Consider the following 21,620-nt stretch of genomic DNA (forward strand, 5'->3'; position numbering starts at 1 on the left):
TCAGATTTAGGAATCAAAACTGCCGCTAAAAAAGATGAGGATCATTCATGGCAACTGATCTTTTCATGCTGATGTACTGTTTATGAGAGCATTAAAACAAATAAAGTGGATTTGTAATGATTAGATGAAGTGAAAGAGCATGATAATGGAATAAAAGAAACGAATTTAATTTAAAGTAGGAAGTGAAAGCATGGATCTTGAAACGGTTATGAAGGAACTGGAAGCGTTGGGTACGGAAAACATGAAAAAAAGATACATAACGAATGGTGCACACGAACCGCTTTTTGGCGTGGCGACAAGCAAAATGAAGCCTCTCGCAAAGAAAATCAAGAAAAATCAGCCTTTGGCGGAGCAGCTTTACGCTACCGGGAACTACGATGCCATGTATTTTGCCGGCATTATTGCTGACCCAATGACAATGACTGAAGCGGATTTTGAGCGCTGGATCGATGCGGCGTATTTTTATATGCTTTCTGATTATGTTGTTGCCGTAACTTTGGCAGAAACCGATTTTGCGCAAGCTGTCGCAGATAAATGGATTTCAAGCGGGGAAGAACTCAGAATGTCGGCAGGCTGGAGCTGTTATTGCTGGCTTTTAGGTAATCGGTCAGACGATGAATTTAATGTCACCAAGATGGCCGGTATGCTTGATCAGGTGGAACATGCGATTCACGATTCTCCGGATCGAACAAAATCGGCTATGAATAACTTTATCTACACAGTCGGGATTTCATATGTGCCGCTCCATGAAAAGACGGTTGAAACCGCAAAAGCAGTAGGCCCGGTCGAACTTCGGCGGGACAAGAAAAAAGCAGTATCCTGAGCGCTTCCAAAATATTCAAATGGATATAGAGAGGGGCCGCTTGGTTTCAAACGAAAATATGTAAGGTGTTAGCATAGTCTGCAGTGAAACTTCTAAAAATAACTAGGGAGCAGAGCATGGAAAATAACGTTTTTGAACAGATGGCAAATCGCTATGATACAGAAGAAAGAATTCAGTTAGCAAAAGTGATTGTTGATGAAGTAAGACCGGAATTGCGAAATAGTCAGTCAAAATCTTTAATTGACTATGGGAGCGGTACGGGTCTCATTAGTTTAGAATTATCAGATTTAGTACAGTCTATTTTGTTGGTCGATTCGTCAAAACAAATGCTGGAGGTGGCGAAAGCTAAAATTTCTCGGAAAGGAATCGCCAACGCAAAAGTGCTTCATTCAGATTTTACCGAAGAAACTCCGGAATTAAAGGCAGACATCGTATTAATGTCACTCGTCCTTCTTCATATTCCGGATACGAATAAAATTTTACAAGAATTGTTCGGTATTTTAAATCATGGCGGAAAGCTCATGATTATTGATTTTGACAAAAACGATAAAATTCAACATCCGAAAGTCCACAGCGGTTTTTCGCACGAAGAATTGAAAAAAAGATTATCCGATGTTGGATTTAAATCAACTGAAATGAAGACATTCTATCACGGACATCGTATTTTTATGAATCAAGATGCCTCAATGTTTATATCCAGCAGCATAAAGTGATTTCTTGTTTTTTTTGAAATGAAATAAAGGAAGCCGGAAAACGATCCGGCTTCTCATGCGGCACATCTTCTTCTTCAGCTTCACCTTCTCCGCCCGGTAAAATTCATGAAACATCCTCATCGACACCGTTTTCCGGGTTCGGACACATGGCTCCATTGCATGTCGAGATCTTTTGCGATTTCCTTTCTGTGTTCTCTTTTTTTAAATCAAGACCGAAGCGTGTGGTGATGGATTCTTTTTGTCGGCCGTCCGAGACGTCGATGTGCACAAAGTTGATAAATCAGCTTGTTTCTTATTTTTAGGAGATAAGAAGTTAACTTTTGTGCTTGACAATATACCGTATGGGGTATAATATTACTTCGTAAGCGATAAAGAAAGTTCATAAGGTGGTGTCAATAAAACTAATGATTTAGCTATATCATTTCTGCTTATCATCATTCGAACGTTATGATCCTATAACCGGATGAAAAAAAGCCGCAGATATGGCAATCATAGATATGCGCGATTAAACGATGTACCCGATCTATCAGAAGATTTTATTTTAAACATTCCCATACGCGTATCTAAAACGTTTTTATTTAGAGATTCCGCGTGATAAGATACACATAATAGCTCGTTACAGGGTAGAATTTAATTTAGGCGTTCGTTGTCTAAAGCGCAAAGGTATTCTTGTGAACAGTTATGAATTGGCAAACTTGCAAAGCGGAAATTAATAAAAGAAAGGATTTTAGCGATATGGAGTATGATCAAAAGATTAAAAATCGTTTGCGCCGGATAGAAGGACAGATTAAAGGTGTATTGACGATGATGGAGCAAGGAAAAGACTGTAGAGAAGTCGTCACTCAATTGGCAGCATCTCGTAATGCAATGGATAGAGCATTAGGTGTTATTGTGAGTACAAACCTTGAACATTGTGTTCGTGAAAGCTTGGAACAGGGAGAAGACACATCCAGCTTAGTAAAAGAAGCGGTCGACTTATTGGTAAAGAGCCGATAAAAAATTCATCAACCTATAATTTAAGGTTGACGAATTTTTATATGTTTTATAATATACCCCCACCGGTATTTAATGAGTTGGCTAATAGCAGATCTTCAGAAAAAATTTTAAACTTCCATATACCCCTATAGGTATATGGAGGCTAGGAGGTTAAACATGACAGAACAAACAAAACGTACAACAATTGTTTTATTTAGCGGAGATTATGATAAAGCAATGGCGGCCTATATTATTGCAAATGGTGCTGCTGCCTACGATCATGAAGTGACGATTTTTCATACTTTTTGGGGATTAAACGCTTTGCGTAAAGAAGAACTTGTTCCAGTGAAAAAAGGGTTTCTTGAAAAAATGTTTGGAAAAATGATGCCTCGCGGTGCTGATAAGATGGGTTTATCTAAAATGAACTTTGCGGGTGTGGGTCCTAAAATGATTAAAAATGTTATGAAAAAGCATAACGCGCTGACATTGCCACAGTTAATCGAGTTGGCTCAAGACCAGGATGTGAAGCTTGTAGCTTGTACGATGACAATGGATCTTCTTGGTTTGCAGGAAAAAGAACTATTAGATGATATCGACTATGCCGGAGTAGCAGCTTATTTAGCAGATGCTGAAGAAGGTAATGTCAACTTATTTATCTAATGGAGGGAGGATAATAAATTATGATGGATCGCGGCGCAATCATGACTGCGATACTCATTTTATTGATACTTTGGATTGTATTTCGCCGTTTTTTACCAATGCAAGGTGTCAAACAAATAACAACTGCTGATTTACAGTCAGAATTGAAAAATAAAGACAAACAGTTTATCGATGTACGAACACCCCGTGAGTTCCGGACAAGGCATATTAAAGAGTTTAAAAATATTCCCTTGTCTGACTTGCCTCGCCAAACTGATCAGCTTTCGAAAGATAAAGCCGTATTTGTGATCTGTCAAAGTGGAATGAGAAGTTTAAAGGCAAGTAAAGTATTGAAAAAACAAGGATTTAAACATATCACAAATATAAAAGGCGGCATGAATGCGTGGCATTAACACCGATTTTTTAACTGATGGTATACCCCCACCCCTATAAGAGAGAAGGAGGAAAAAAATGATGAAAGCAAATGTTGTTCTAGACGCTAAAGGCTTGGCGTGCCCAATGCCTATCGTAAAAACGAAAAAGAGAATGAAAGATGTAAAAGCTGGTGAAATACTAGAAATTCAAGCAACAGACAAAGGTTCTACGGCAGACCTGCAAGCATGGGCAAAAAGCACAGGGCATGAATATCTAGGTACTGAAACAGAGGGAGAAATACTTCGTCATTTTCTTCGAAAAGGAGGAAATTATTCATCAGAAAATGCATCTTTAATTCCCAAAATTTCATTAGAAGCCTTCAAACAGAAAGTGGAAAGTGATGAGCCTTTCAATATTTTAGATGTCCGCGAGGCAGAGGAATATGAAGAAGCTCATATTCCAGGTGTAGTGCATATCCCTCTTGGTGAAGTGGAAAAGCGCTCTAACGAGTTAAACAAAGATGAAGAAATTTATATTATCTGCCATTCGGGAAGAAGAAGTGAAATGGCAGCCCACACGATGAAAAAACAAGGATTTAAAAAGGTGATTAACGTTGTCTCCGGTATGCGTGAATGGACAGGACAAACAGAAAAAGGAGGTATATAAAACATGGCCGTACAAGCACTTACCGCAAATGAAGTGACACAAAAAATCTTTAACAAGGTACCTTTGTTTATTCTGGATGTACGTAATGAACATGATTTTAGCGATTGGAAGATTGAAGGGCATGATGTTGACCATTTAAATGTACCGTATTTTGATCTTTTAGATGGCGTAGAAGATATCTTAGAGAACATTCCATCCGATAAAGAAGTGCTAGTCGTATGTGCAAAAGAAGGTTCATCCGTCATGGTATCTGAAATGCTTTCTGAAGCAGGTCTTTCTGTATCCTATCTTAAGGGGGGGATGAAAGCATGGAGTGAGCATTTAGAGCCGGTAAAAGTCGGGGATTTACAAGACGGCGGTGAAGTGTATCAGTTTGTTCGAATCGGGAAAGGCTGCTTGTCATACATGGTCATTTCCAATGGTGAAGCAGCGATTATCGATGCGACACGCATGGCGGATGTCTTTATAGATTTTGCTGAGGGAAAAGGCGCAATGATTACTCACGTATTTGATACACATCTTCACGCAGACCATATTTCAGGCGGCAGAATCATTGCTGAAAAAACAAAAGCAACCTATTGGCTGCCGCCGAAAGATGCTGAAGAAGTGGTCTTCGATTATCAACCATTGGAAGAAGGAAATGATATCATCATCGGAAATACAAAGATTAAAATTCAACCGATTTATTCTCCTGGGCACACCATTGGCTCCACTTCTTTCATTGTCGATGATCAGTATCTTCTTTCAGGAGATATCTTGTTTATCGATTCCATTGGCAGACCGGATTTAGCAGGTATGGCAGAAGATTGGGTAGGAGATTTAAGAAAAACGCTTTATAGCCGCTACAAAGCGTTATCGAAGGATTTAATCGTATTACCGGCACACTTTATGATCATTGATGAGCTAAATGAGGATGGAAGTGTTGGTCAAAAACTAAGTACATTATTTACCGAGAACCATGGTTTGAACATTGCGGATGAAACAGAATTCAGACACCTGGTGACAGATCATTTACCTCCGCAACCTCATGCATATCAAGAAATTCGTGAAACAAACATGGGGAAAATCAACCCTGATGAAGAAAAACAGCGTGAGATGGAGATTGGGCCAAACCGATGTGCAATTCGGTAACACAAGTTTCTGTTAAAAAGAGGAGAGATGAATATGAAATCAGATAAAGTATTAGACGCAAAAGGACTGGCATGCCCAATGCCAATCGTCAGAACAAAGAAAGCGATGAATGAACTGGAATCAGGTCAAATATTAGAAGTTCATGTAACAGATAAGGGAGCTAAAAATGATCTAGCTGCTTGGTCTAAATCTGGCGGACATGACCTTTTAGAGCAAACTGAAGAGGGCGATGTACTGAAATTCTGGATTAAAAAAGGCTAATGGATGTAAAAGGGTATCGAATCAAAAGATACCCTTTTCCTTTGAAAAGGAGGAAACCAAAATGGATATTGCCTTTATGATCACGATTTTCATGATAGGGTTTATTGGCGCTTTTATTTCCGGAATGATTGGTATTGGCGGATCTGTTATTAATTATCCTATGTTGTTGTACATTCCTTCTCTAGCGGGAGTGATGTCATTAACAGCCCATGAAGTTTCAGGGATAGGAGCGATTCAAGTGTTCTTTGCAACATTTGGCGGTGTTTGGGCTTATCGTAAGAGTGGTTTTTTAAATAAACCATTAATCACTTACATGGGAAGCAGTATCCTGATTGGGAGTGTATTGGGGAGTTACTTTTCTCATCGTTTATCTGAACAAGGAATGAATTTCATATACGGAATTTTGGCTATTATAGCTGTTATATTAATGTTTACACCTAAAAAAGGACAAGAACGTAGGGAAGGCGAAGAAGTCACATTTCATAAATGGTTAGCTTCGTCCTTAGCCTTTATCATTGGCGGCGTATCAGGTGTTTTAGGAGCTGGCGGCGCTTTTATCTTAGTTCCTATTATGTTATCGCTTTTAAATATTCCTGTAAGAATCACCGTTGCTTCATCTCTTGCAATTACATTTATTTCCTCCATCGGCGCAGCAGTTGGAAAAGTAATGACCGGACAGGTGCTTTTTGGGCCGGCTTTGGTTCTTATGATCGCTAGTTTAATTGCATCTCCTCTTGGCGTAAAAGTTGGACAAAAGGTAAATACACAATTCCTGCAATGGGTTTTAGCTCTATTAATAGCAGCGGCAGCCATTAAAATCTGGTTAGGATACCTTTGAAAATGAAAGACCCAACAGGTTCAATAGTCGATTGCTTTCATGTTAGGAAACTCGATCGCATTCAATCATCGTTTCAAGCGCTGGATGACATTCTTTTTAATAATGGCGATTTGGACAGGTTTAAATAGTTGTGAAAAAAACTTATTGGTTTAATGAGTATTATGGGAGTTAAACAATTATGAGTCAATAAGATGAGCACTTTCCCTTCTCTGGCGGGTAAAACTCTTGATCGGTGCCCGTTTCTCACAAGGATTCTGATATTCGTTATTATGATGACAACAGTGAAAGTTTAGGTTGATATTTTAAATTAATATTTAAGATAAACAGATCAGAGAAAATTTCATTTTAAAGGAGGAATTGGATGAAAGAGATTACAGATCTGACTTCAATGGTGGCAATTGAGAAGTTTATAACCGGTCATAAATTAAGTTTTATATATATATCAAGGCCTCAATGCACAGTATGTCACGCTGTTCTGCCGCAGCTTAGAGTACTGTTGACCCGCTTTCCAAAGATTAAATTAGGGCATATCAACGCTGATATAGTGGAGGAGGTTGCCGGCAGGTTTTCAGTCTTCACAATTCCAGTGCTTCTTTTGTTTATTGAGGGAACCGAATATCTAAGAGAAGCGCGTTTTGTTCATTTTGAGCAGCTTGAACAGAAGTTAAAAAGAGTCTATCAATTGTACGAGGAATAAATAGCTGAGGGAGGGACTATGATGTGTCAAAATCCGACTTTTTTTGAACGGTATAAAGAAGAAGGAAAGTCAATGGAAAGCGGCTATTTAAGGCAGATCTTCGACCATTTGCAGGATGGAATCATCATGATGGATCAGGAACGCAGAATTCTGGTGATGAATCCGTCCGCAGAGAAGATGACGGGATGGAAATTAGGGGACAAGGTTCCGTACTGTTCCTACTGCCAAACGAGAAAATTGGAAGCGGGAGAAGCGCGTTGTTATTTGCTGGCCAAGCGGGAAGTTCCTTATTTTCTTTCCTCGATGCCCACCTATGAGGGGCGATTCGTCGACATGGAGATGAGCACGGCTGTCATTTCTGAAAACGGCGATCAAATGGAAGTTCTTTTGGTTCTGAAAGATTTAACGATAAAGAAAAAGGAAGAGGAAGCGCGGATCTCCAAGCTTGTTCTGCAAAAAACGCTAGAAACTCAGGAAAACGAACACAAGCGGCTGGCCCAGGAACTGCACGATGGCGTAGGGCAATCGCTTTATTCGGTTTCAGTAGGTATTCAAGCGATTCAATCGCGCATGGAGCTGGAAGAAACATTTACGGAGTACATGCAGGAGATCATCGATGAGCTGGAAAAAGCGATCCAAGACGTCAAGCTCTACTCTCTTCAGCTGCGGCCGCACAGTCTCGATCAGCTGGGGCTGATTCCTGCTGTCAAGCACCTTGTGTCCAGCTTAAACAAGACGCATCAGGATGTTTCTATTACGTTTGCCTCAAGCAATGTCAGCAATCGCATGCTGCCGGTTTTGGAAATCAATTTATACCGCATCATTCAGGAGGCGCTGCATAATGCCCTGAAATATTCGCAGGCGACACATATTAAGGTCATATTGTACAAAGAAGATGGCGAGCTCGTTTTGATGATTCAGGACAATGGCATCGGTTTTGAACGTGGGCTGACAGAGGAAGGCTTGGGATTTAAACATATGGAAGAAAGAGTCGATCAGATGGAAGGAAGCCTTCGAATTCACTCCGCACTTCAGAAAGGAACGACAATTAAAGTGAAAGTACAGGACAAAGGAGGGGAGGGGGAGTGATCAAGGTATTGCTGGTCGATGACCACATGATGATCCGCAAGGGCATCCGTGTGCTTTTGGAAGGTTTTTCTGAAATCGAAATTGCGGGAGAAAGCAACAATGGCAACGAAGCCGTTTTTAAGGCCGGACAGCTGAAACCGGATGTCGTGCTGATGGATTTGTCGATGCCAAACGGGTTGGACGGATTCACAGCGAGTACTGCAATCCGAAAGATGAACCCTTCTGTTAAAATCGTGATTTTGACAATGCATGATGAAGAAATTTTTATCCAAAAAGCGATAGAGGCGGGGGCCCATGGATACGTCTTGAAAAACAGTCATTATCAGTTGCTTTATCAGGCGATTGTCGAAGTGTACAGGGGAAATCTCTATTACAAGACATCTGTATCGCAAGACATCATTGATCAATGGCTGAGTTCAGCGTCCCAAAAGCCGCCTTCTGTTTTAACTGTTCGCGAAAAGGAGATTCTCAGATTCATTGTGCTGGGTTATGCCAATAAGGAGATTGCCGATAAACTCTCAATCAGCGTCAAAACCGTCGAAAATCATAAAACAAATATGATGCAGAAATTAAAACTGGACTCGAAACACGAATTAATCCAATATGCGATCAAAAACAAATATCTCGATCTGACGTTCTAACATACAGCCTCTTAACCTTGTCAGCTTGGGAAGACGGGGCTCAAATAAAAGTAGGGGAGTTCCCCTATACAAAAAAAGGAAGATGGATGGTAACTTAAAAAACAAGAGACACATCTTTAAGAAAAACAGCAACTTTTTAAAACAAAAGGTGGTTGACTATGGCAAGACAAGCTCGTTATACCATTGTTATTGTAGGAGCCGGGACTGCTGGCATCTCTGTCGCCGCCCGTCTCGTCCGGGCTTCTAAAACACTCAAAGGACAAATTGCCATCATTGACCCGCAAACAAAGCACTACTACCAGCCTTTGTGGACATTAGTCGGAGGCGGCGCAGCGAAGAAGGAAGAGTCCGAGCGCGATTTAGCTGCCCTGATTCCTGCCGGGGTCGACTTGATCGGCGATGCTGTAACAGAGTTTCGCCCGAATCAGAACACACTTCTTACAAAACAAGGAACGATCGTTTCCTATGATTATCTCGTGGCAGCAGCCGGTTTGCAAATCGATTGGGACGGGGTCAAAGGTTTGAAAGATGCGGTTGGAAAAAACGGGGTTTGCAGCAACTATTCATACCATACGGTTGACAGCACTTGGGAAAACATCCGCAATTTCAAAGGCGGGACCGCCATTTTCACTCATCCTGATTCTCCCGTGAAATGCGGGGGAGCTCCGCAAAAAATTATGTACTTGGCAGACGACTATTTTCGCAAGTCAAATGTGCGCAATCAATCGGACATGATTTTTGCATCGGCGAAATCAACCATTTTTGATGCCCCCAAATACGCAAATGCGCTCGAAAAAGTCGTCCGGCGCAAGGATATCCACACGATGTACAAGAGAAATCTAATCGAAATTCGGCCTGATTCAAAAGAAGCCTTGTTCGAAAACTTGGAAACGGGAGAGCAGGAAGTATTAGCATATGATCTTCTTCATGTGACGCCGCCGATGAAAGCACCTCTCTTCATCAAAGAAAGCGCATTGGCGGATGCCGGCGGCTGGGTCGATGTTGATCCGTACACGCTGCAGCACAAAAAGTTTGCCAATGTTTTCGGAATTGGTGACTGTGCCAACCTGCCGACGTCCAAAACGGGAGCTGCAGTTCGTAAACAGGCTCCGGTTGTGGTGCGAAATCTGATGTCCTTGATCAAAGGATCTTCATTAGAAGCAAAGTACGATGGATATACCTCGTGCCCCTTGGTTACAGGATACAACAAACTCGTGCTGGCAGAGTTTGACTATCACAAGGTGCCGCAAGAAACGTTTCCATTTGATCAGTCCAAGGAACGATTCAGCATGTACCTGTTAAAAAGAAGATTGCTTCCCGTCATGTATTGGAATGGCATGTTAAAAGGACTGATGTAAGAGGCAAGACAAAGCATGATGCGAACTCAAAAGGACATATTCCGATAAATGTTTCAAGAGGAGGAATACAACATGTTATTGCGCTATTTTTACGATGAAAAGCTGGCCCATGCATCCTATCTGGTTGGCTGCCAAAAAACAGGGGAGGCCATTGTCATTGATCCCGGCCGCAACCTAAAACCATATTTACAAGCAGCCGAAGATGAAGGGCTAGACATCACAGCGGCCGCGGAAACCCATATTCACGCCGACTTTGTTTCCGGCGCTCGCGAATTCGGCGCTACACATCAAGCGAAGCTGTATCTTTCCGCTGAAGGGGACGCAGATTGGAAATACCAATATGTCGATGAATTGAAACATCAACTTGTGAAAGACGGCGATCGCTTTTCCATCGGAAACCTGATGTTTGAGGTTATGCATACTCCCGGCCATACCCCGGAAAGCATTTCCTTTCTGTTGACGGACAGCGGAGGAAATGCGGATCGTCCAATCGGCATCTTTACAGGAGATTTCGTCTTTGTGGGCGACATTGGCAGACCCGATTTGCTTGAAAAAGCGGCGGGGATCAAAGGAACGTCAGAGTCGGGGGCAAGAGAGATGTTCAAGTCCCTTGGAAAGTTTAAACAACTCCCGGATTACTTGCAGGTTTGGCCGGCTCATGGTGCAGGCAGCGCTTGCGGCAAGGCATTGGGAGCCATTCCTACTACGACTGTCGGTTACGAAAAGATGTTTAACTGGGCAATGGCATACACCGATGAAGAAACATTCGTTAAAGTCTTGCTTGACGGGCAACCAGAACCGCCAAAGTATTTCGCTGTGATGAAACGAGTAAATAAAGAAGGCCCTGCATTGCTTAAAGATCTTTCTGCTGTTCCAGAGATTACGTCGATTGAACAAGTGAAAGATTTGCAGGGAAAAGAGCAAATTGTGGATACACGCACTTCCCGAGAATTTGCTGAAGGGCATATCAAAGGCACAATCAACATTCCATTCAACAAAGCGTTTACGAACTGGGCAGGCTGGCTCATCGACTACAATCGTCCTGTGTACTTCATAACGAATCCGGCCGAAGTGAACGAACTCCTGGAAGCGCTGCGCTCTGTGGGCATTGACAATGCGGCAGGGTTTATGGATCGGGACAAAATCCTGACAAGCGGTGCTTTTTCACTTGAATCGTACGCGGAGATCACACCACCTGAGATCGCAAAATTAGTGGATGACGGATTCGTGCACGTGCTTGATGTTCGCAATCTGACTGAATGGCAGGAAGGTCATATTCCGAGTGCGCAACACATCATGCTGGGAACGCTCCCAGAAAGGCTCGATGAAATTAGAAGAGACTGTCCGATTCTTGTGCAATGCCATTCCGGAGCCCGATCTGCCATCGGAGCCAGCATCCTGCAAGCTAACGGCAGTTTCAAACAAGTATTAAGTTTGAGCGGCGGCATTGTCCAATGGCAGAAAGACGGTCTTGCCATTACAACTCCTTGACCTCCATTCGACGGATTGTAATGAAAGGAAATGTCTACACAAGCGCATGGAATAAAGGGTCAAGAGGCCGATTTTGTCTTACTCCCGGCCTCTGACTGATATTATTTCCGCTTTTCCTTCGCCGTCCGATCAAACTTCTGAAACATCTTCCTTAGTGCCCGCTTCTTCGCGTTTTCTCTTCCTTCGAACCAAGGCCGAGACGGCCGATGATGACTTTTTTCCGTCCAAGATGTCGATACATTCCTGTGGCATACAAAAAACGATTTGTTGACTTTAGGAAATTGATATTGACAAAAGTATTGTGCAAAATAACCCCTTTTTATAAAATATAAAGTAATTATTTGGATATTTAGGGGGAAGAAGTGTGAAAAAGAAAATGTGTTTTTTTATAGTACTGCTTTTTGCAGGTGGTTCTTTTGTGACTCCATATGACTTTGTCTCGGCTGAAGGGTTTGTAGACCAAAAAACTGCCATTGACGATCTATATTACTCAGGGAAAAAGACAAGGGAAATTGTAAAAGATGGGCAGATGCATTTTACGCTGGAAACAACATACCATGAAAATGGAAGCGTTGAAGCCATCGTTACGGAAAATAAACATACGACTCATATTCAATATAACCCTGCAACGGGCATGACCTTATTAAACGGTGTAACACTAGAAACAAAGAAAGAATTTGAAATGGGTTTGTCAGCGTACAAAGAAGTATACATGGGGACTGTAACAAATAATGTTCCGGCAGGCACTTTGGTTGGAGCGGCAATTTCTTTGACAAGTATATGGACCAGGGTTCCTGCGAGCAGAGTAAAACAAACAGTTTTAACCCTAACTTCATTGGTTGTAGGAGAGACACTTGATAAATTAATAAAGGTGAAAATCAAGCAATACAGAACTTCGAAGCCTGTCAAAGATGGAAGCATGTGTTACAAACAATATAAATATAAGCATAAGTCTACATGGTATTATAAGAAAAAACAAAGCAAACAACAAAGCTCAAGCTGGTTTTTACAAAGTAAGCCCTGTTAAGGAGCGGGAAAATGAGCAAATGTCCGGTATGCAGGAAACCGTTTACTTTTAGAGAAAAATATATACTTGTTAAAACAAAGAAGCCAAGTTGCCCCAAATGTAAAAGTCCGCTAAAGGAAACAACAGCTTCAAAATTGCTTTTTAGTTTGATTTTTATTTTGCCAATACTTTATTTTATGTCTTTTTGGAGCGGATGGGATTCACTATTAAAGTGGTTTTCTCTTTTTATTTGGATTGTGTTTTGTTTATTTATTTTGCAACCTGTACTTTATCGTTATGATAAGATAAAAAAGCTAAAGGGCTGAATTTAAGAAGTATTCAGTCCTTTAGCATGTCAGGGAACTATGAATGTGCAAAAAATCCTCAGCGTATTCTTTTTTCATGTAAGAGTGCAGGTTTATCTCATCCTGAGTCTCTTCACTGAATATCACACTTCCTCTTCACCACTTCTCAGATTTAGAAACATAGCTCTGCGAGATCCTGAGCTCCTTCTTCAAATCAAGGTCGAAACGGCCGATGATGACTTCCTTTTTTATGACATCCAAGGTGTCGGTATATCTTTTGGCTTTGGTACCAATTAAGGCGGTAAAAGATACATACACCATTTTCTTGAAGCAAGTCATTACATACCTAGATTTATGGGCCTTTTCGTTGGCGATAAGTAACAACTAAAACTTAACGTCTACTCCTACCCGACTTACAAATTCTATATCTTCCGCTTAAAATGCAGCTATTCATGCTATTATATACACTCTATTGACTGTGAAGTTGCTATAATGTGGTTAATTCTCATTCGCGTTTTGATGATCCATGAACCCATCATGAATCACTACATAAAGAAACAGAAGATAGAGTCAAAGCAATGAGACGATATATCATGTCAATTTAACACGCACGAGTACACCATACCTGGATATTTGGTGGATTCTTTAATCATCTTCTGGCAGATACTCACCCCTTTCATAATCATTTTTAAAGCTGAGTAACAAATCATAAATCTATAGTGACTATAGGATCAATTCTTTTGTGCCTGCTTAATGAGCAATCGTTATGAGACAGGAACGATCATTGCTTGGTGGATATGTTGAACAAAGAACGAAAAAAGAAGTTCGTCTTAAACAGGTTATTCTCAAGATCGTTCAGTTGAGGTCATCTTAGAACTAACAAAGAAGAAAGGATGAGATTGATGAAGGAATATTTTTCAATTGGGGAAACAGCCCGCCTTAATAACATTTCCATTCAAACATTGCGCTATTATGATAAGATCGGAATTTTCAAGCCTCAATGCACAGACCGGGATAATGGCTATCGATATTACCATGTTAAACAGTTCTTTTATTTAGACATTATAAAATATCTCAAATCTATTAAAACACCTTTGGGAGAAATTAAGTGCATGATTTCACATACATCTACCCCTGAACAGATGCAAGCCTTTCTTGAGGAGCAAGAAAGCGTGATTGAGCATGAGATGGATAGACTCGAACGTGCCAGGCAATTGCTTCAAAGAAGAAAGAACCAGCTTCATGAACAATTGGAGATACGCACTAAAAAAGAAGAAGGTCTAGTTTATGTTCGACATATAGGAGGCCAAACCATTTTAAAAGCAGTGACACCTCAAGTGAATCCTCATGACCAATCAGATTTGTATTACCGAAAATTGGCTGAAGTTCTTGAAGAAAGAGGAGATATCGTTGATAACTATTATGGACTGATTTATGATTTAAAGCCCTATAAAGATTCCGGTGACATTTATTGCAGCAGCGTTTATACGACGATTTATGATGGAGTAAAGATAGATACAGGGGAACAAAACATGAGGATAGATACAATCCCATCCGGCGAATATGTATGTATTTCATTTGATTGCACGGCAACAAATTATTTTGACTACTATCAAAAACTGTACCATTTTATTGAATCACATGGTATTCAAACGGATGGAAAAGTATATCAAGTTTCTTTTCCAAACAGCTATAACTCATTAAAAGAAGAAGACTTCCTCACAGAATTTAGAGTGCGGAAAAAATAACAATTTCCTTGACCCTATAGTTGCTATAGGGTTTATGATTTATGCATCGTTCTGATGAATATTCGAAAGGGAGGATGTATAAAAATGGCGGAAAATAAGACGCTTCGGTTACTCATGCCAAAAAGCCTGCTGGAAGCCCATTTATTAAATTCTAAACGAATGGTTCATCTGAAGAAGTACCTGGCGACTTAGATGTGTGCCTCTCAAATTTAATGAATCTAAAACAAAAGGAGCGATGAAGATGAGAGCACCGATAGATGAACCCATTTGGTACGCCTACCCCGGCATGGTAGCTGTCGTTACGGCTCAATATAAAGGTGAAAAAAACGCAATGGCTTCCGGGTGGCATACGTATATTGGATCTTCTCCCGGAATGTATGGGATATCGATAAATAAAGAGACATATACTTACAAATTGATTGAGAAAAGCGGCGTTTTCGGTGTGAATTTTCTTCCGGGGAGATGTTCGGAACTCATTCAAGCATTAGGTACCCATAGCGGCAGAGATTTAAATAAGTTTGAAGCATTTCATATTCAATACGAAGAAGGACTAAAAGCTGAGATACCGATTTTAACTGATGCGTATTTCGCTTATGAGTGTAAAGTACACAGTATTTCCACTTTGGGCGATCAAGAGTGGATTGCGGGAGAAGTTTTACAGAGATATCAAGATCAAGAGCTTTTCTTAAAAAATGGTATGCCGAATTTAGAAAAATTGGATATACCGCTTCATATTGGAAAGTCTAGCTACCGGATATTAAATAGTAAAGCAGAGGAACATCAACACCCTTTTTAAAACAAAATGGATTGAAACATTTAGGTTCCTTCACATTCATTGTTACGTGGCATACATGCTCTTGAAGAACCCCCTATGCCTTGGGTTCATCTCACACGGGCCAAATGAATCTATCTAGACTAATATTCGTAAGAGTAGAGGAAGCCTTTCAATGGATGGATGTGCAGTGGGTTCCGATGGAAATCCTTTTACTTAAACGAAGCAAAAAGAGACGCAAAGACCGCAAAGCTTCTTCAAAAATGCTTTGCGGTCTTTTATATTTCTAACCCTCGATTCGTTTCACAATGGAAAGGTATTTCAACTTTCTCTTTCGATCAATAATAGTCCATATTTAAATAACTGAAAAGATTCCCGGCCCTTTGTATTCTAAGTGATTGGTGTCAGTAGCATGCACGAGATTGGAAGGGCGTGCTTAAGACAGAGCTTTAGATCATTACGAGACACTAGAACAGGCGGTAGAGCTTGGCGTGATAATCTGATGTTTCTGTATTGTTAATATATTGTCCGGAGATGAAATTTGAAAGCAGATTGCGAAATGAAAAAATAACTTGGTTTGAAGAATAACGGATTGAAGGCTGGATTGTAAAAGTGGATATGTTTTAATGGTTTATGGCTGAAAGTATATCGCGTTTGTCGTAAACAACGAGTTATGTATCAATCTTTTGATATAGTTCTTTAACGGTTTCCACAAACATTTTTGTTGCATGAGATATTTGAGATGTTGTACAAATTCCTATGGTACGATAAGTATTTTCCTCCAACTCAATCGCCTTAATTTTGTTGCGGACGCCCTTAAGAACCAATTCAGGCCGAATATTAATTCCTAAATTAGCTTCGACAAGCGCTAGAATCGATTGGTCATCCGAAACTTCATATCGAACCTTTTGTTGAATATGATGCTCTTTAAAAAACGCAGCAACCTCGTTATCCCATCCTTTTTTAGGCTTAATTAAAGGAAATTCCTCTAATTGGTTTGCTTTTACTTTTAATTGTGTACTCAGCGGGCTCTCAAGAGAAACAATACAATATAATTTGTCCTTGATTAAAGGGGTGAAGCAAATCCCTTTCGTATTCACATAAGTATTGAAACAACAATCTAATTCACCTGATAAGACTGCTTTTTCTAAGTTTAAATAATCGTCCTCATAAATGTTAACGGTTATGCCTGGGTATTTTTCGTTGAATCGCTTGATAATGATAGGCATCCAGTTGGCTGTTACACTTGCAAAAGATCCTACCTTTATAACCCCTGTCTCTAACCCTCTCAAAGCAGAGGCTTCCTGAAATAATGCATCATTTAATTTTGTTATTTTTAAAGAATATTGATATATTTTCTCGCCCTCTCTTGTCAAAGAGATCCCTGTTCGGTTTCGAATCAAAAGTTTTACACCTAAATCTTCCTCAAGCGTTTTAATGGCGTTGCTAATCCCAGGTTGAGTGAGATGGAGCTCTGAAGCTGCTTTGCTGATATTTTGAAATTGTACAACCTTATTAAAAATATCGTAGCGTTGAAGTGTCATAGCAGATTTCCTTCCATAAAAAAATTGTATACCCAGCATATTTTATTTTTATTTTACCATTATCAATTTACTGAATAAACTGAATTTAAGTCAACACACAATTTTTTTGGAGGGGTTGCATGAATACACTAACAGACACGATATATTTGAAAAACTTTATTTCTGGCAAGTGGACAGATCCTGAAAAGCAGCAATATGAGGATGTTTATAATCCTGCAACAGGAGAAGCAATTGCTAAAGTACCTATTTCAGGAAAAAGTGATATTGATTTTGCTGTAAAGGAAGCAAATAAGGCATTTACTGAGTGGAAACGTGTTGCAGTTCCTAAAAGAGCCAGAATTCTTTTTACATACCAACAGTTATTGGTCAAACACTGGGATGAGTTAGCACATTTGATTACTTTGGAAAACGGAAAAACGTTCTCTGATGCTTATGGAGAAGTGCAGAGAGGAATTGAATGTGTTGAATTTGCTGCTGGTGCCCCATCCTTAATGATGGGAGAGCAATTGCCTGATATAGCAACCGGAGTTGAATCAGGAATGTACCGTTATCCTTTGGGTGTTGTGGGAGGAATTGCTCCATTTAACTTTCCTATGATGGTGCCTTGCTGGATGTTTCCTTTAGCTATTGCATGCGGAAATACATTTGTTTTAAAGCCTTCAGAACGCACCCCAATGTTAGCTAATCGCCTGGCGGAATTATTCAAAGAAGCCGGTTTGCCGGATGGCGTGTTAAATATTGTCCACGGAGCCCATGATGTTGTAAACGGTTTATTGGAGCATGAATTAATTAAAGCGGTTTCATTTGTCGGTTCGCAGCCTGTAGCGGAGTACATTTATAAGACGGCAGCAAAGAACGGAAAACGCGTTCAAGCGTTAGCGGGTGCGAAAAATCACAGTATCGTTTTAGAAGATGCCGATCTTGATGTGACAGTGAAAAATATTGTAGGCGCAGCATTCGGTTCGGCAGGCCAGCGCTGTATGGCAGCATCCGTTGTTGTCGCTGTCGGAGACATTGCTGATTCTCTCGTCAGTCGTTTGAAAAAAGGTGCAGATGACATGGTGATTGGTGATGGGACAAATAAAGATGTCTTTCTAGGACCGGTTATTCGAAAGGAACAAAAAGAACGTACACACTCCTATATATCTTCTGGAGAAGCTGAAGGTGCAAAACTTGTAAGAGACGGAAGGCAAGATATGAAGGATGATAAAGGATATTTTGTTGGGGCGACAATATTTGATCACGTTCATACAAACATGAAGATTTGGAAAGAAGAAATTTTCGCTCCTGTTTTATCAATTGTACGAGTGAATACGCTTACAGAAGCGATTGAAGTTGCTAACCGTTCTGAGTTTGCCAATGGGGCATGCTTATATACAGCGCCAAAGCAATACGTGAATTTAGAGAAGAAATCGATTCAGGAATGCTCGGAATTAATTTAGGTGTTCTGGCACCTATGGCTTTCTTCCCGTTCTCTGGCTATAAGCATTCATTTTATGGCGATCTCCATGCCAACGGGAAGGATGGAGTGAACTTTTTCACAAGAAAAAAGATGGTGACGGCACGTTACTAAACCCTATGCTTCCCACCATTCCATTTGGAAGAAAATCGATCGTAGAAATGAGGTCTTTCAATTGCAAAAAGAAGCGTCCCTAAACACAGAAGAATTAAGATTAAAAGATGCTAAATATGTGTGGCATGCGATGAAAGGTGCTGCCGAAGACCCTGAATTGCTAATAGCGGAATCCGCAAAAGGTGCCTGGGTGACAGATGCAGAAGGGAATCAATATTTAGACGGCATGTCAGGCTTATGGTGTGTAAATGTCGGATATGGAAGAAAAGAACTTGCAAAAGCAGCTTATGACCAGCTTGAAAAACTGCCTTATTTTCCGCTGTCTCATAGTCATGGTCCAGCTATCAAGCTAGCAGAGAAACTAAATCAGTATTTGGAAGATGACTATTTATTCTTTTTCTCAAACAGCGGCTCAGAAGCAAATGAAACGGCCTTTAAAATGGCAAGGCAGTACCATCAGCAAAAAGGAGAAGCCAACCGTTTTAAGTTTGTTTCCCGCTACAGAGCTTACCATGGCAATACAATGGGAGCGCTTGCAGCTACAGGTCAAGCGCAAAGAAAATATAAATATGAACCGCTGGGCCAAGGCTTTTTACATGTTTCTCCGCCTGACTTATACAGGAAGCCGGAAGATGTCGTTACGCTGGAAAGCGCGGGGGCTATCCATCAGCTTATGACATGGGAATTGAGTGAAACCATCGCAGGCGTCATCATGGAGCCGATCATTACAGGAGGCGGGATCTTAATGCCTCCGGAAAATTATTTAAAACGGGTGAAGGAAATATGTGATCATCATGGTGCGCTCCTGATTGTAGATGAAGTGATTTGCGGCTTCGGAAGAACAGGCAAGCCTTTTGGTTTTATGAACTATGGTGTAAAGCCGGACATCATTACAATGGCAAAAGGAATTACAAGCGGCTATATGCCATTATCTGCAACAGCCGTGCGCAGAGAAATCTATGAAACATTTAGCGGCGAGGAAACAAACGATCGTTTTCGGCATGTGAATACTTACGGAGGCAGTCCTGCCTCTTGTGCAGTCGCGTTAAAGAATATTGAGATTATGGAACAAGAAGGATTGTTTGAGCGCTCCAAAGTGTTAGGGGAAAGAATGCTTCAAGATCTTCAGATTCTCCTAAAACATAATCATGTCGGCGATGTTCGGGGAAAAGGCCTGCTGCTCGGCATAGAATTAGTGAAGAACAAGGAGACGAAAGAACCGATTGAACTGGAGAAAATAAACGCAGTGATGAAGGCTTGTAAGGAGAAAGGTTTGCTTATTGGGAAGAACGGCGACACCGTCGCAGGCTATAACAATATTTTGCAGCTAGCTCCTCCTCTCAGTATTACAGAGAATGATTATCAATTTATCGTGAAAACCGTGAAGGAGAGTCTTCAAGTCATTTAAATCTCGGGGGTGGAAAGATGATTCATATTTCAGAAACGTTTGAAGCAGTCCTTAAAGACAAAAAGGCAATTCAAAAGATGTACATTAACGGCGAGTGGGTTGAAAGTTCATTAGGACAAACGAGAGAAATTCTGAATCCGGCGAATAACACGGTCATTGCAACGGTTACTGAAGGAGGCGCAGATGAAGCTGATCGAGCTGTTCAAGCTGCGAAGAACGCCTTTTACAAGAACGGATGGAAAACAGCTTATGCCCGTACTAGAGCAGACCTGCTGTTGAAGGTTTCTAGAAAGCTGGAAGAACAAAAAGAAGAGATTGCAAAGCTCGAAACATTGAATAATGGAAAGCTCTACAGTGATTCATTAGTGGATGTTGAAGATGCGATTCATCAATTTCAATATTATGCCGGGCTTGCGATGCAGCCCCATGGCCAGACATATGAAGTGCCTGATGAAATTCAGGCAATGGTGATTCGTGAACCAATAGGGGTTGTTGCCCAGATTGTGCCATGGAATTTTCCGCTAGTCATGGCGGCGCAAAAAATGTCTGCTGCTCTTGCCGCCGGCTGTACTGTGGTGGTGAAGCCAGCCACTCAAACACCGCTCACCTTGATCCGGTTATTTGAGATCATTGATGAAGCAGGTTTTCCAAAAGGTGTCGCCAATTTAGTGCTCGGCTCTGGATCCACTGTAGGCAACACGCTAGTAACACATCCTGATGTTGATAAGATTTCTTTTACCGGAGGAACATCAACAGGAAAGCAAATAATGAAAGATGCCGCTGATACAGTAAAAAAAGTGGGCTTAGAATTAGGAGGGAAATCGCCAAACATTGTGTTTGCTGACGCAGATTTTGAAACAGCGGTTGACTATGCACTGTTAGCCATATTTGCCGGGCAGGGACAAGTGTGTTCAGCGGGTTCTCGTCTTATTCTTGAGAAGTCTATTTATGACAAATTTGTCCCGGAACTTGTTGCACATGCGAAAAACATTAAAGTTGGCCCAGGATGGAAAGAGACGTCTGAAATGGGGCCGTTAATCTCTAGAGATCACATGGAAACAGTCCTGCATTACATTCAAATTGGAAAAGAAGAAGGAGCAAGTCTTTTGTGCGGCGGCATGCAGCTTATTGATGGTGAATTAGCGAACGGAAATTATGTGGCGCCAACCATTTTTACAGATACAACGCCAACAATGAGAATTGTACAGGAAGAGATATTTGGTCCTGTTCTCGTCATACAGGTTTTTGAAACAGAAGAGGAAGCTGTTGAATTAGCAAATGGAACTGATTTTGGTTTAGCGGCAGCTGTCTTTACAAATGATGGAGCAAAAGCACAGCGTGTGATTCGCGGACTTCAAGCAGGAATTACTTGGGTTAACACGTATCATCCCACTTTTAATGAAGCGCCATGGAGCGGTTATAAGCAAAGTGGAATTGGCGGCGATCTCGGTACTTACGGCTTTGAAGAATATTTATATAAGAAACAAGTGAACATTGCCTTGCATGTTCAGCCATCTGGAGTATACAAAGGATAGCTTTTGATCAAAGCAGCTATTCTGGGGAGGTA

At 40.9% G+C, this 21,620-nt stretch carries 19 protein-coding genes and 4 pseudogenes; 21 read left to right on the forward strand and 2 right to left on the reverse strand.

What is annotated here, in order from left to right; translation table 11 throughout:
* Positions 1–190 precede the first annotated feature (190 nt).
* Positions 191–895: pseudogene (locus MST20_RS14090) on the forward strand (DNA alkylation repair protein).
* Positions 896–939: 44 nt separating this feature from the next.
* Entirely contained in the window at positions 940–1,536 is a 597-nt protein-coding gene (locus MST20_RS14095) for a class I SAM-dependent methyltransferase (protein WP_243942976.1), read from the forward strand.
* Between the two features lie 69 nt (positions 1,537–1,605).
* Here the strand turns inward: MST20_RS14095 and MST20_RS14100 are convergent.
* Positions 1,606–1,801: pseudogene (locus MST20_RS14100) on the reverse strand (hypothetical protein); the annotation flags it as partial.
* Positions 1,802–2,006: 205 nt separating this feature from the next.
* Between MST20_RS14100 and MST20_RS14105 the strand changes: the two are divergent.
* From MST20_RS14105 to MST20_RS14180, 16 genes and pseudogenes are all read left to right on the forward strand, one after another.
* Positions 2,007–2,249: pseudogene (locus MST20_RS14105) on the forward strand (sulfurtransferase); the annotation flags it as partial.
* A gap of 22 nt (positions 2,250–2,271) precedes the next feature.
* Positions 2,272–2,532 carry a metal-sensitive transcriptional regulator gene (locus MST20_RS14110; RefSeq protein WP_059231383.1) on the forward strand — a complete coding sequence of 87 codons (261 nt, stop codon included), beginning with the start codon at positions 2,272–2,274 and terminating at the stop codon, positions 2,530–2,532.
* Between the two features lie 156 nt (positions 2,533–2,688).
* The gene (locus tag MST20_RS14115) at positions 2,689–3,171 is read left to right on the forward strand and encodes a DsrE/DsrF/DrsH-like family protein (RefSeq protein ID WP_243942977.1); all 483 of its coding nucleotides are present in this window, start codon (positions 2,689–2,691) and stop codon (positions 3,169–3,171) included.
* A 23-nt stretch (positions 3,172–3,194) separates the two neighbouring features.
* Positions 3,195–3,563, forward strand: a complete 369-nt coding sequence (locus MST20_RS14120) for a rhodanese-like domain-containing protein (RefSeq protein ID WP_243943425.1) — start codon at positions 3,195–3,197, stop codon at positions 3,561–3,563.
* A gap of 58 nt (positions 3,564–3,621) precedes the next feature.
* Complete coding sequence (locus tag MST20_RS14125; RefSeq protein ID WP_243942979.1) at positions 3,622–4,191, forward strand: sulfurtransferase TusA family protein; 570 nt, start codon at positions 3,622–3,624, stop codon at positions 4,189–4,191.
* Between the two features lie 3 nt (positions 4,192–4,194).
* Positions 4,195–5,322 (forward strand): MBL fold metallo-hydrolase, encoded by a 1,128-nt coding sequence (locus tag MST20_RS14130; protein WP_377905437.1) that lies wholly within the window; start codon positions 4,195–4,197, stop codon positions 5,320–5,322.
* A 33-nt stretch (positions 5,323–5,355) separates the two neighbouring features.
* The gene (locus MST20_RS14135) at positions 5,356–5,583 is read left to right on the forward strand and encodes a sulfurtransferase TusA family protein (RefSeq protein WP_165427629.1); all 228 of its coding nucleotides are present in this window, start codon (positions 5,356–5,358) and stop codon (positions 5,581–5,583) included.
* 61 nt (positions 5,584–5,644) lie between these two features.
* Positions 5,645–6,421, forward strand: coding sequence for a sulfite exporter TauE/SafE family protein (locus tag MST20_RS14140; protein ID WP_243942981.1), 777 nt, complete (start codon positions 5,645–5,647; stop codon positions 6,419–6,421).
* Positions 6,422–6,782: 361 nt separating this feature from the next.
* Positions 6,783–7,118, forward strand: coding sequence for a thioredoxin family protein (locus MST20_RS14145; RefSeq protein ID WP_243942983.1), 336 nt, complete (start codon positions 6,783–6,785; stop codon positions 7,116–7,118).
* A 21-nt stretch (positions 7,119–7,139) separates the two neighbouring features.
* Complete coding sequence (locus tag MST20_RS14150; RefSeq protein WP_243942985.1) at positions 7,140–8,207, forward strand: PAS domain-containing sensor histidine kinase; 1,068 nt, start codon at positions 7,140–7,142, stop codon at positions 8,205–8,207.
* The gene (locus MST20_RS14155) at positions 8,204–8,848 is read left to right on the forward strand and encodes a response regulator (RefSeq protein WP_025811099.1); all 645 of its coding nucleotides are present in this window, start codon (positions 8,204–8,206) and stop codon (positions 8,846–8,848) included. The genes MST20_RS14150 and MST20_RS14155 overlap by 4 nt, the downstream gene beginning before the upstream one ends.
* 158 nt (positions 8,849–9,006) lie before the next feature.
* Entirely contained in the window at positions 9,007–10,206 is a 1,200-nt protein-coding gene (locus tag MST20_RS14160; protein ID WP_243942987.1) for an NAD(P)/FAD-dependent oxidoreductase, read from the forward strand.
* Positions 10,207–10,278: 72 nt separating this feature from the next.
* On the forward strand, positions 10,279–11,697 hold the full coding sequence (locus MST20_RS14165) for an MBL fold metallo-hydrolase (protein ID WP_243942989.1): 1,419 nt from the start codon (positions 10,279–10,281) through the stop codon (positions 11,695–11,697).
* 364 nt (positions 11,698–12,061) lie between these two features.
* A complete protein-coding gene (locus tag MST20_RS14170; RefSeq protein WP_243942991.1) occupies positions 12,062–12,724 on the forward strand; it encodes a hypothetical protein in 663 nt (220 codons plus the stop codon).
* 1,186 nt (positions 12,725–13,910) lie between these two features.
* Positions 13,911–14,756, forward strand: a complete 846-nt coding sequence (locus MST20_RS14175) for a MerR family transcriptional regulator (protein ID WP_243942992.1) — start codon at positions 13,911–13,913, stop codon at positions 14,754–14,756.
* Between the two features lie 241 nt (positions 14,757–14,997).
* Entirely contained in the window at positions 14,998–15,552 is a 555-nt protein-coding gene (locus tag MST20_RS14180; protein ID WP_243942994.1) for a flavin reductase family protein, read from the forward strand.
* Between the two features lie 647 nt (positions 15,553–16,199).
* Here the strand turns inward: MST20_RS14180 and MST20_RS14185 are convergent.
* Complete coding sequence (locus MST20_RS14185) at positions 16,200–17,072, reverse strand: LysR family transcriptional regulator (RefSeq protein ID WP_243942996.1); 873 nt, start codon at positions 17,070–17,072, stop codon at positions 16,200–16,202.
* A 119-nt stretch (positions 17,073–17,191) separates the two neighbouring features.
* Between MST20_RS14185 and MST20_RS14190 the strand changes: the two are divergent.
* The 3 genes and pseudogenes from MST20_RS14190 (at position 17,192) to MST20_RS14200 (ending at position 21,588) form a co-directional block, all read left to right on the forward strand.
* A pseudogene (locus tag MST20_RS14190) lies at positions 17,192–18,645 on the forward strand (CoA-acylating methylmalonate-semialdehyde dehydrogenase).
* 61 nt (positions 18,646–18,706) lie between these two features.
* On the forward strand, positions 18,707–20,053 hold the full coding sequence (locus tag MST20_RS14195; RefSeq protein WP_243942998.1) for an aspartate aminotransferase family protein: 1,347 nt from the start codon (positions 18,707–18,709) through the stop codon (positions 20,051–20,053).
* Positions 20,054–20,070: 17 nt separating this feature from the next.
* Entirely contained in the window at positions 20,071–21,588 is a 1,518-nt protein-coding gene (locus tag MST20_RS14200; protein WP_243943000.1) for an aldehyde dehydrogenase family protein, read from the forward strand.
* The last annotated feature ends 32 nt before the right edge of the window (positions 21,589–21,620 follow it).

It is taken from the genome of Bacillus sp. B19-2 (genome assembly GCF_022832475.1).
Taxonomy (GTDB): Bacteria; Bacillota; Bacilli; order Bacillales; family Bacillaceae; genus Bacillus; species Bacillus paralicheniformis.

Bases quoted from the DNA above. Each gene is read 5' to 3' on its own strand.
- MST20_RS14125 (WP_243942979.1), top strand. From the start codon at position 3,622: ATGATGAAAGCAAATGTTGTTCTAGACGCTAAAGGCTTGGCGTGCCCA.
- MST20_RS14160 (WP_243942987.1), top strand. From the start codon at position 9,007: ATGGCAAGACAAGCTCGTTATACCATTGTTATTGTAGGAGCCGGGACT.
- MST20_RS14150 (WP_243942985.1), top strand. From the start codon at position 7,140: ATGTGTCAAAATCCGACTTTTTTTGAACGGTATAAAGAAGAAGGAAAG.
- MST20_RS14135 (WP_165427629.1), top strand. From the start codon at position 5,356: ATGAAATCAGATAAAGTATTAGACGCAAAAGGACTGGCATGCCCAATG.
- MST20_RS14200 (WP_243943000.1), top strand. From the start codon at position 20,071: ATGATTCATATTTCAGAAACGTTTGAAGCAGTCCTTAAAGACAAAAAG.
- MST20_RS14130 (WP_377905437.1), top strand. From the start codon at position 4,195: ATGGCCGTACAAGCACTTACCGCAAATGAAGTGACACAAAAAATCTTT.
- MST20_RS14140 (WP_243942981.1), top strand. From the start codon at position 5,645: ATGGATATTGCCTTTATGATCACGATTTTCATGATAGGGTTTATTGGC.
- MST20_RS14165 (WP_243942989.1), top strand. From the start codon at position 10,279: ATGTTATTGCGCTATTTTTACGATGAAAAGCTGGCCCATGCATCCTAT.
- MST20_RS14180 (WP_243942994.1), top strand. From the start codon at position 14,998: ATGAGAGCACCGATAGATGAACCCATTTGGTACGCCTACCCCGGCATG.
- MST20_RS14145 (WP_243942983.1), top strand. From the start codon at position 6,783: ATGAAAGAGATTACAGATCTGACTTCAATGGTGGCAATTGAGAAGTTT.
- MST20_RS14095 (WP_243942976.1), top strand. From the start codon at position 940: ATGGAAAATAACGTTTTTGAACAGATGGCAAATCGCTATGATACAGAA.
- MST20_RS14110 (WP_059231383.1), top strand. From the start codon at position 2,272: ATGGAGTATGATCAAAAGATTAAAAATCGTTTGCGCCGGATAGAAGGA.
- MST20_RS14115 (WP_243942977.1), top strand. From the start codon at position 2,689: ATGACAGAACAAACAAAACGTACAACAATTGTTTTATTTAGCGGAGAT.
- MST20_RS14175 (WP_243942992.1), top strand. From the start codon at position 13,911: ATGAAGGAATATTTTTCAATTGGGGAAACAGCCCGCCTTAATAACATT.
- MST20_RS14185 (WP_243942996.1), bottom strand. From the start codon at position 17,072: ATGACACTTCAACGCTACGATATTTTTAATAAGGTTGTACAATTTCAA.
- MST20_RS14120 (WP_243943425.1), top strand. From the start codon at position 3,195: ATGGATCGCGGCGCAATCATGACTGCGATACTCATTTTATTGATACTT.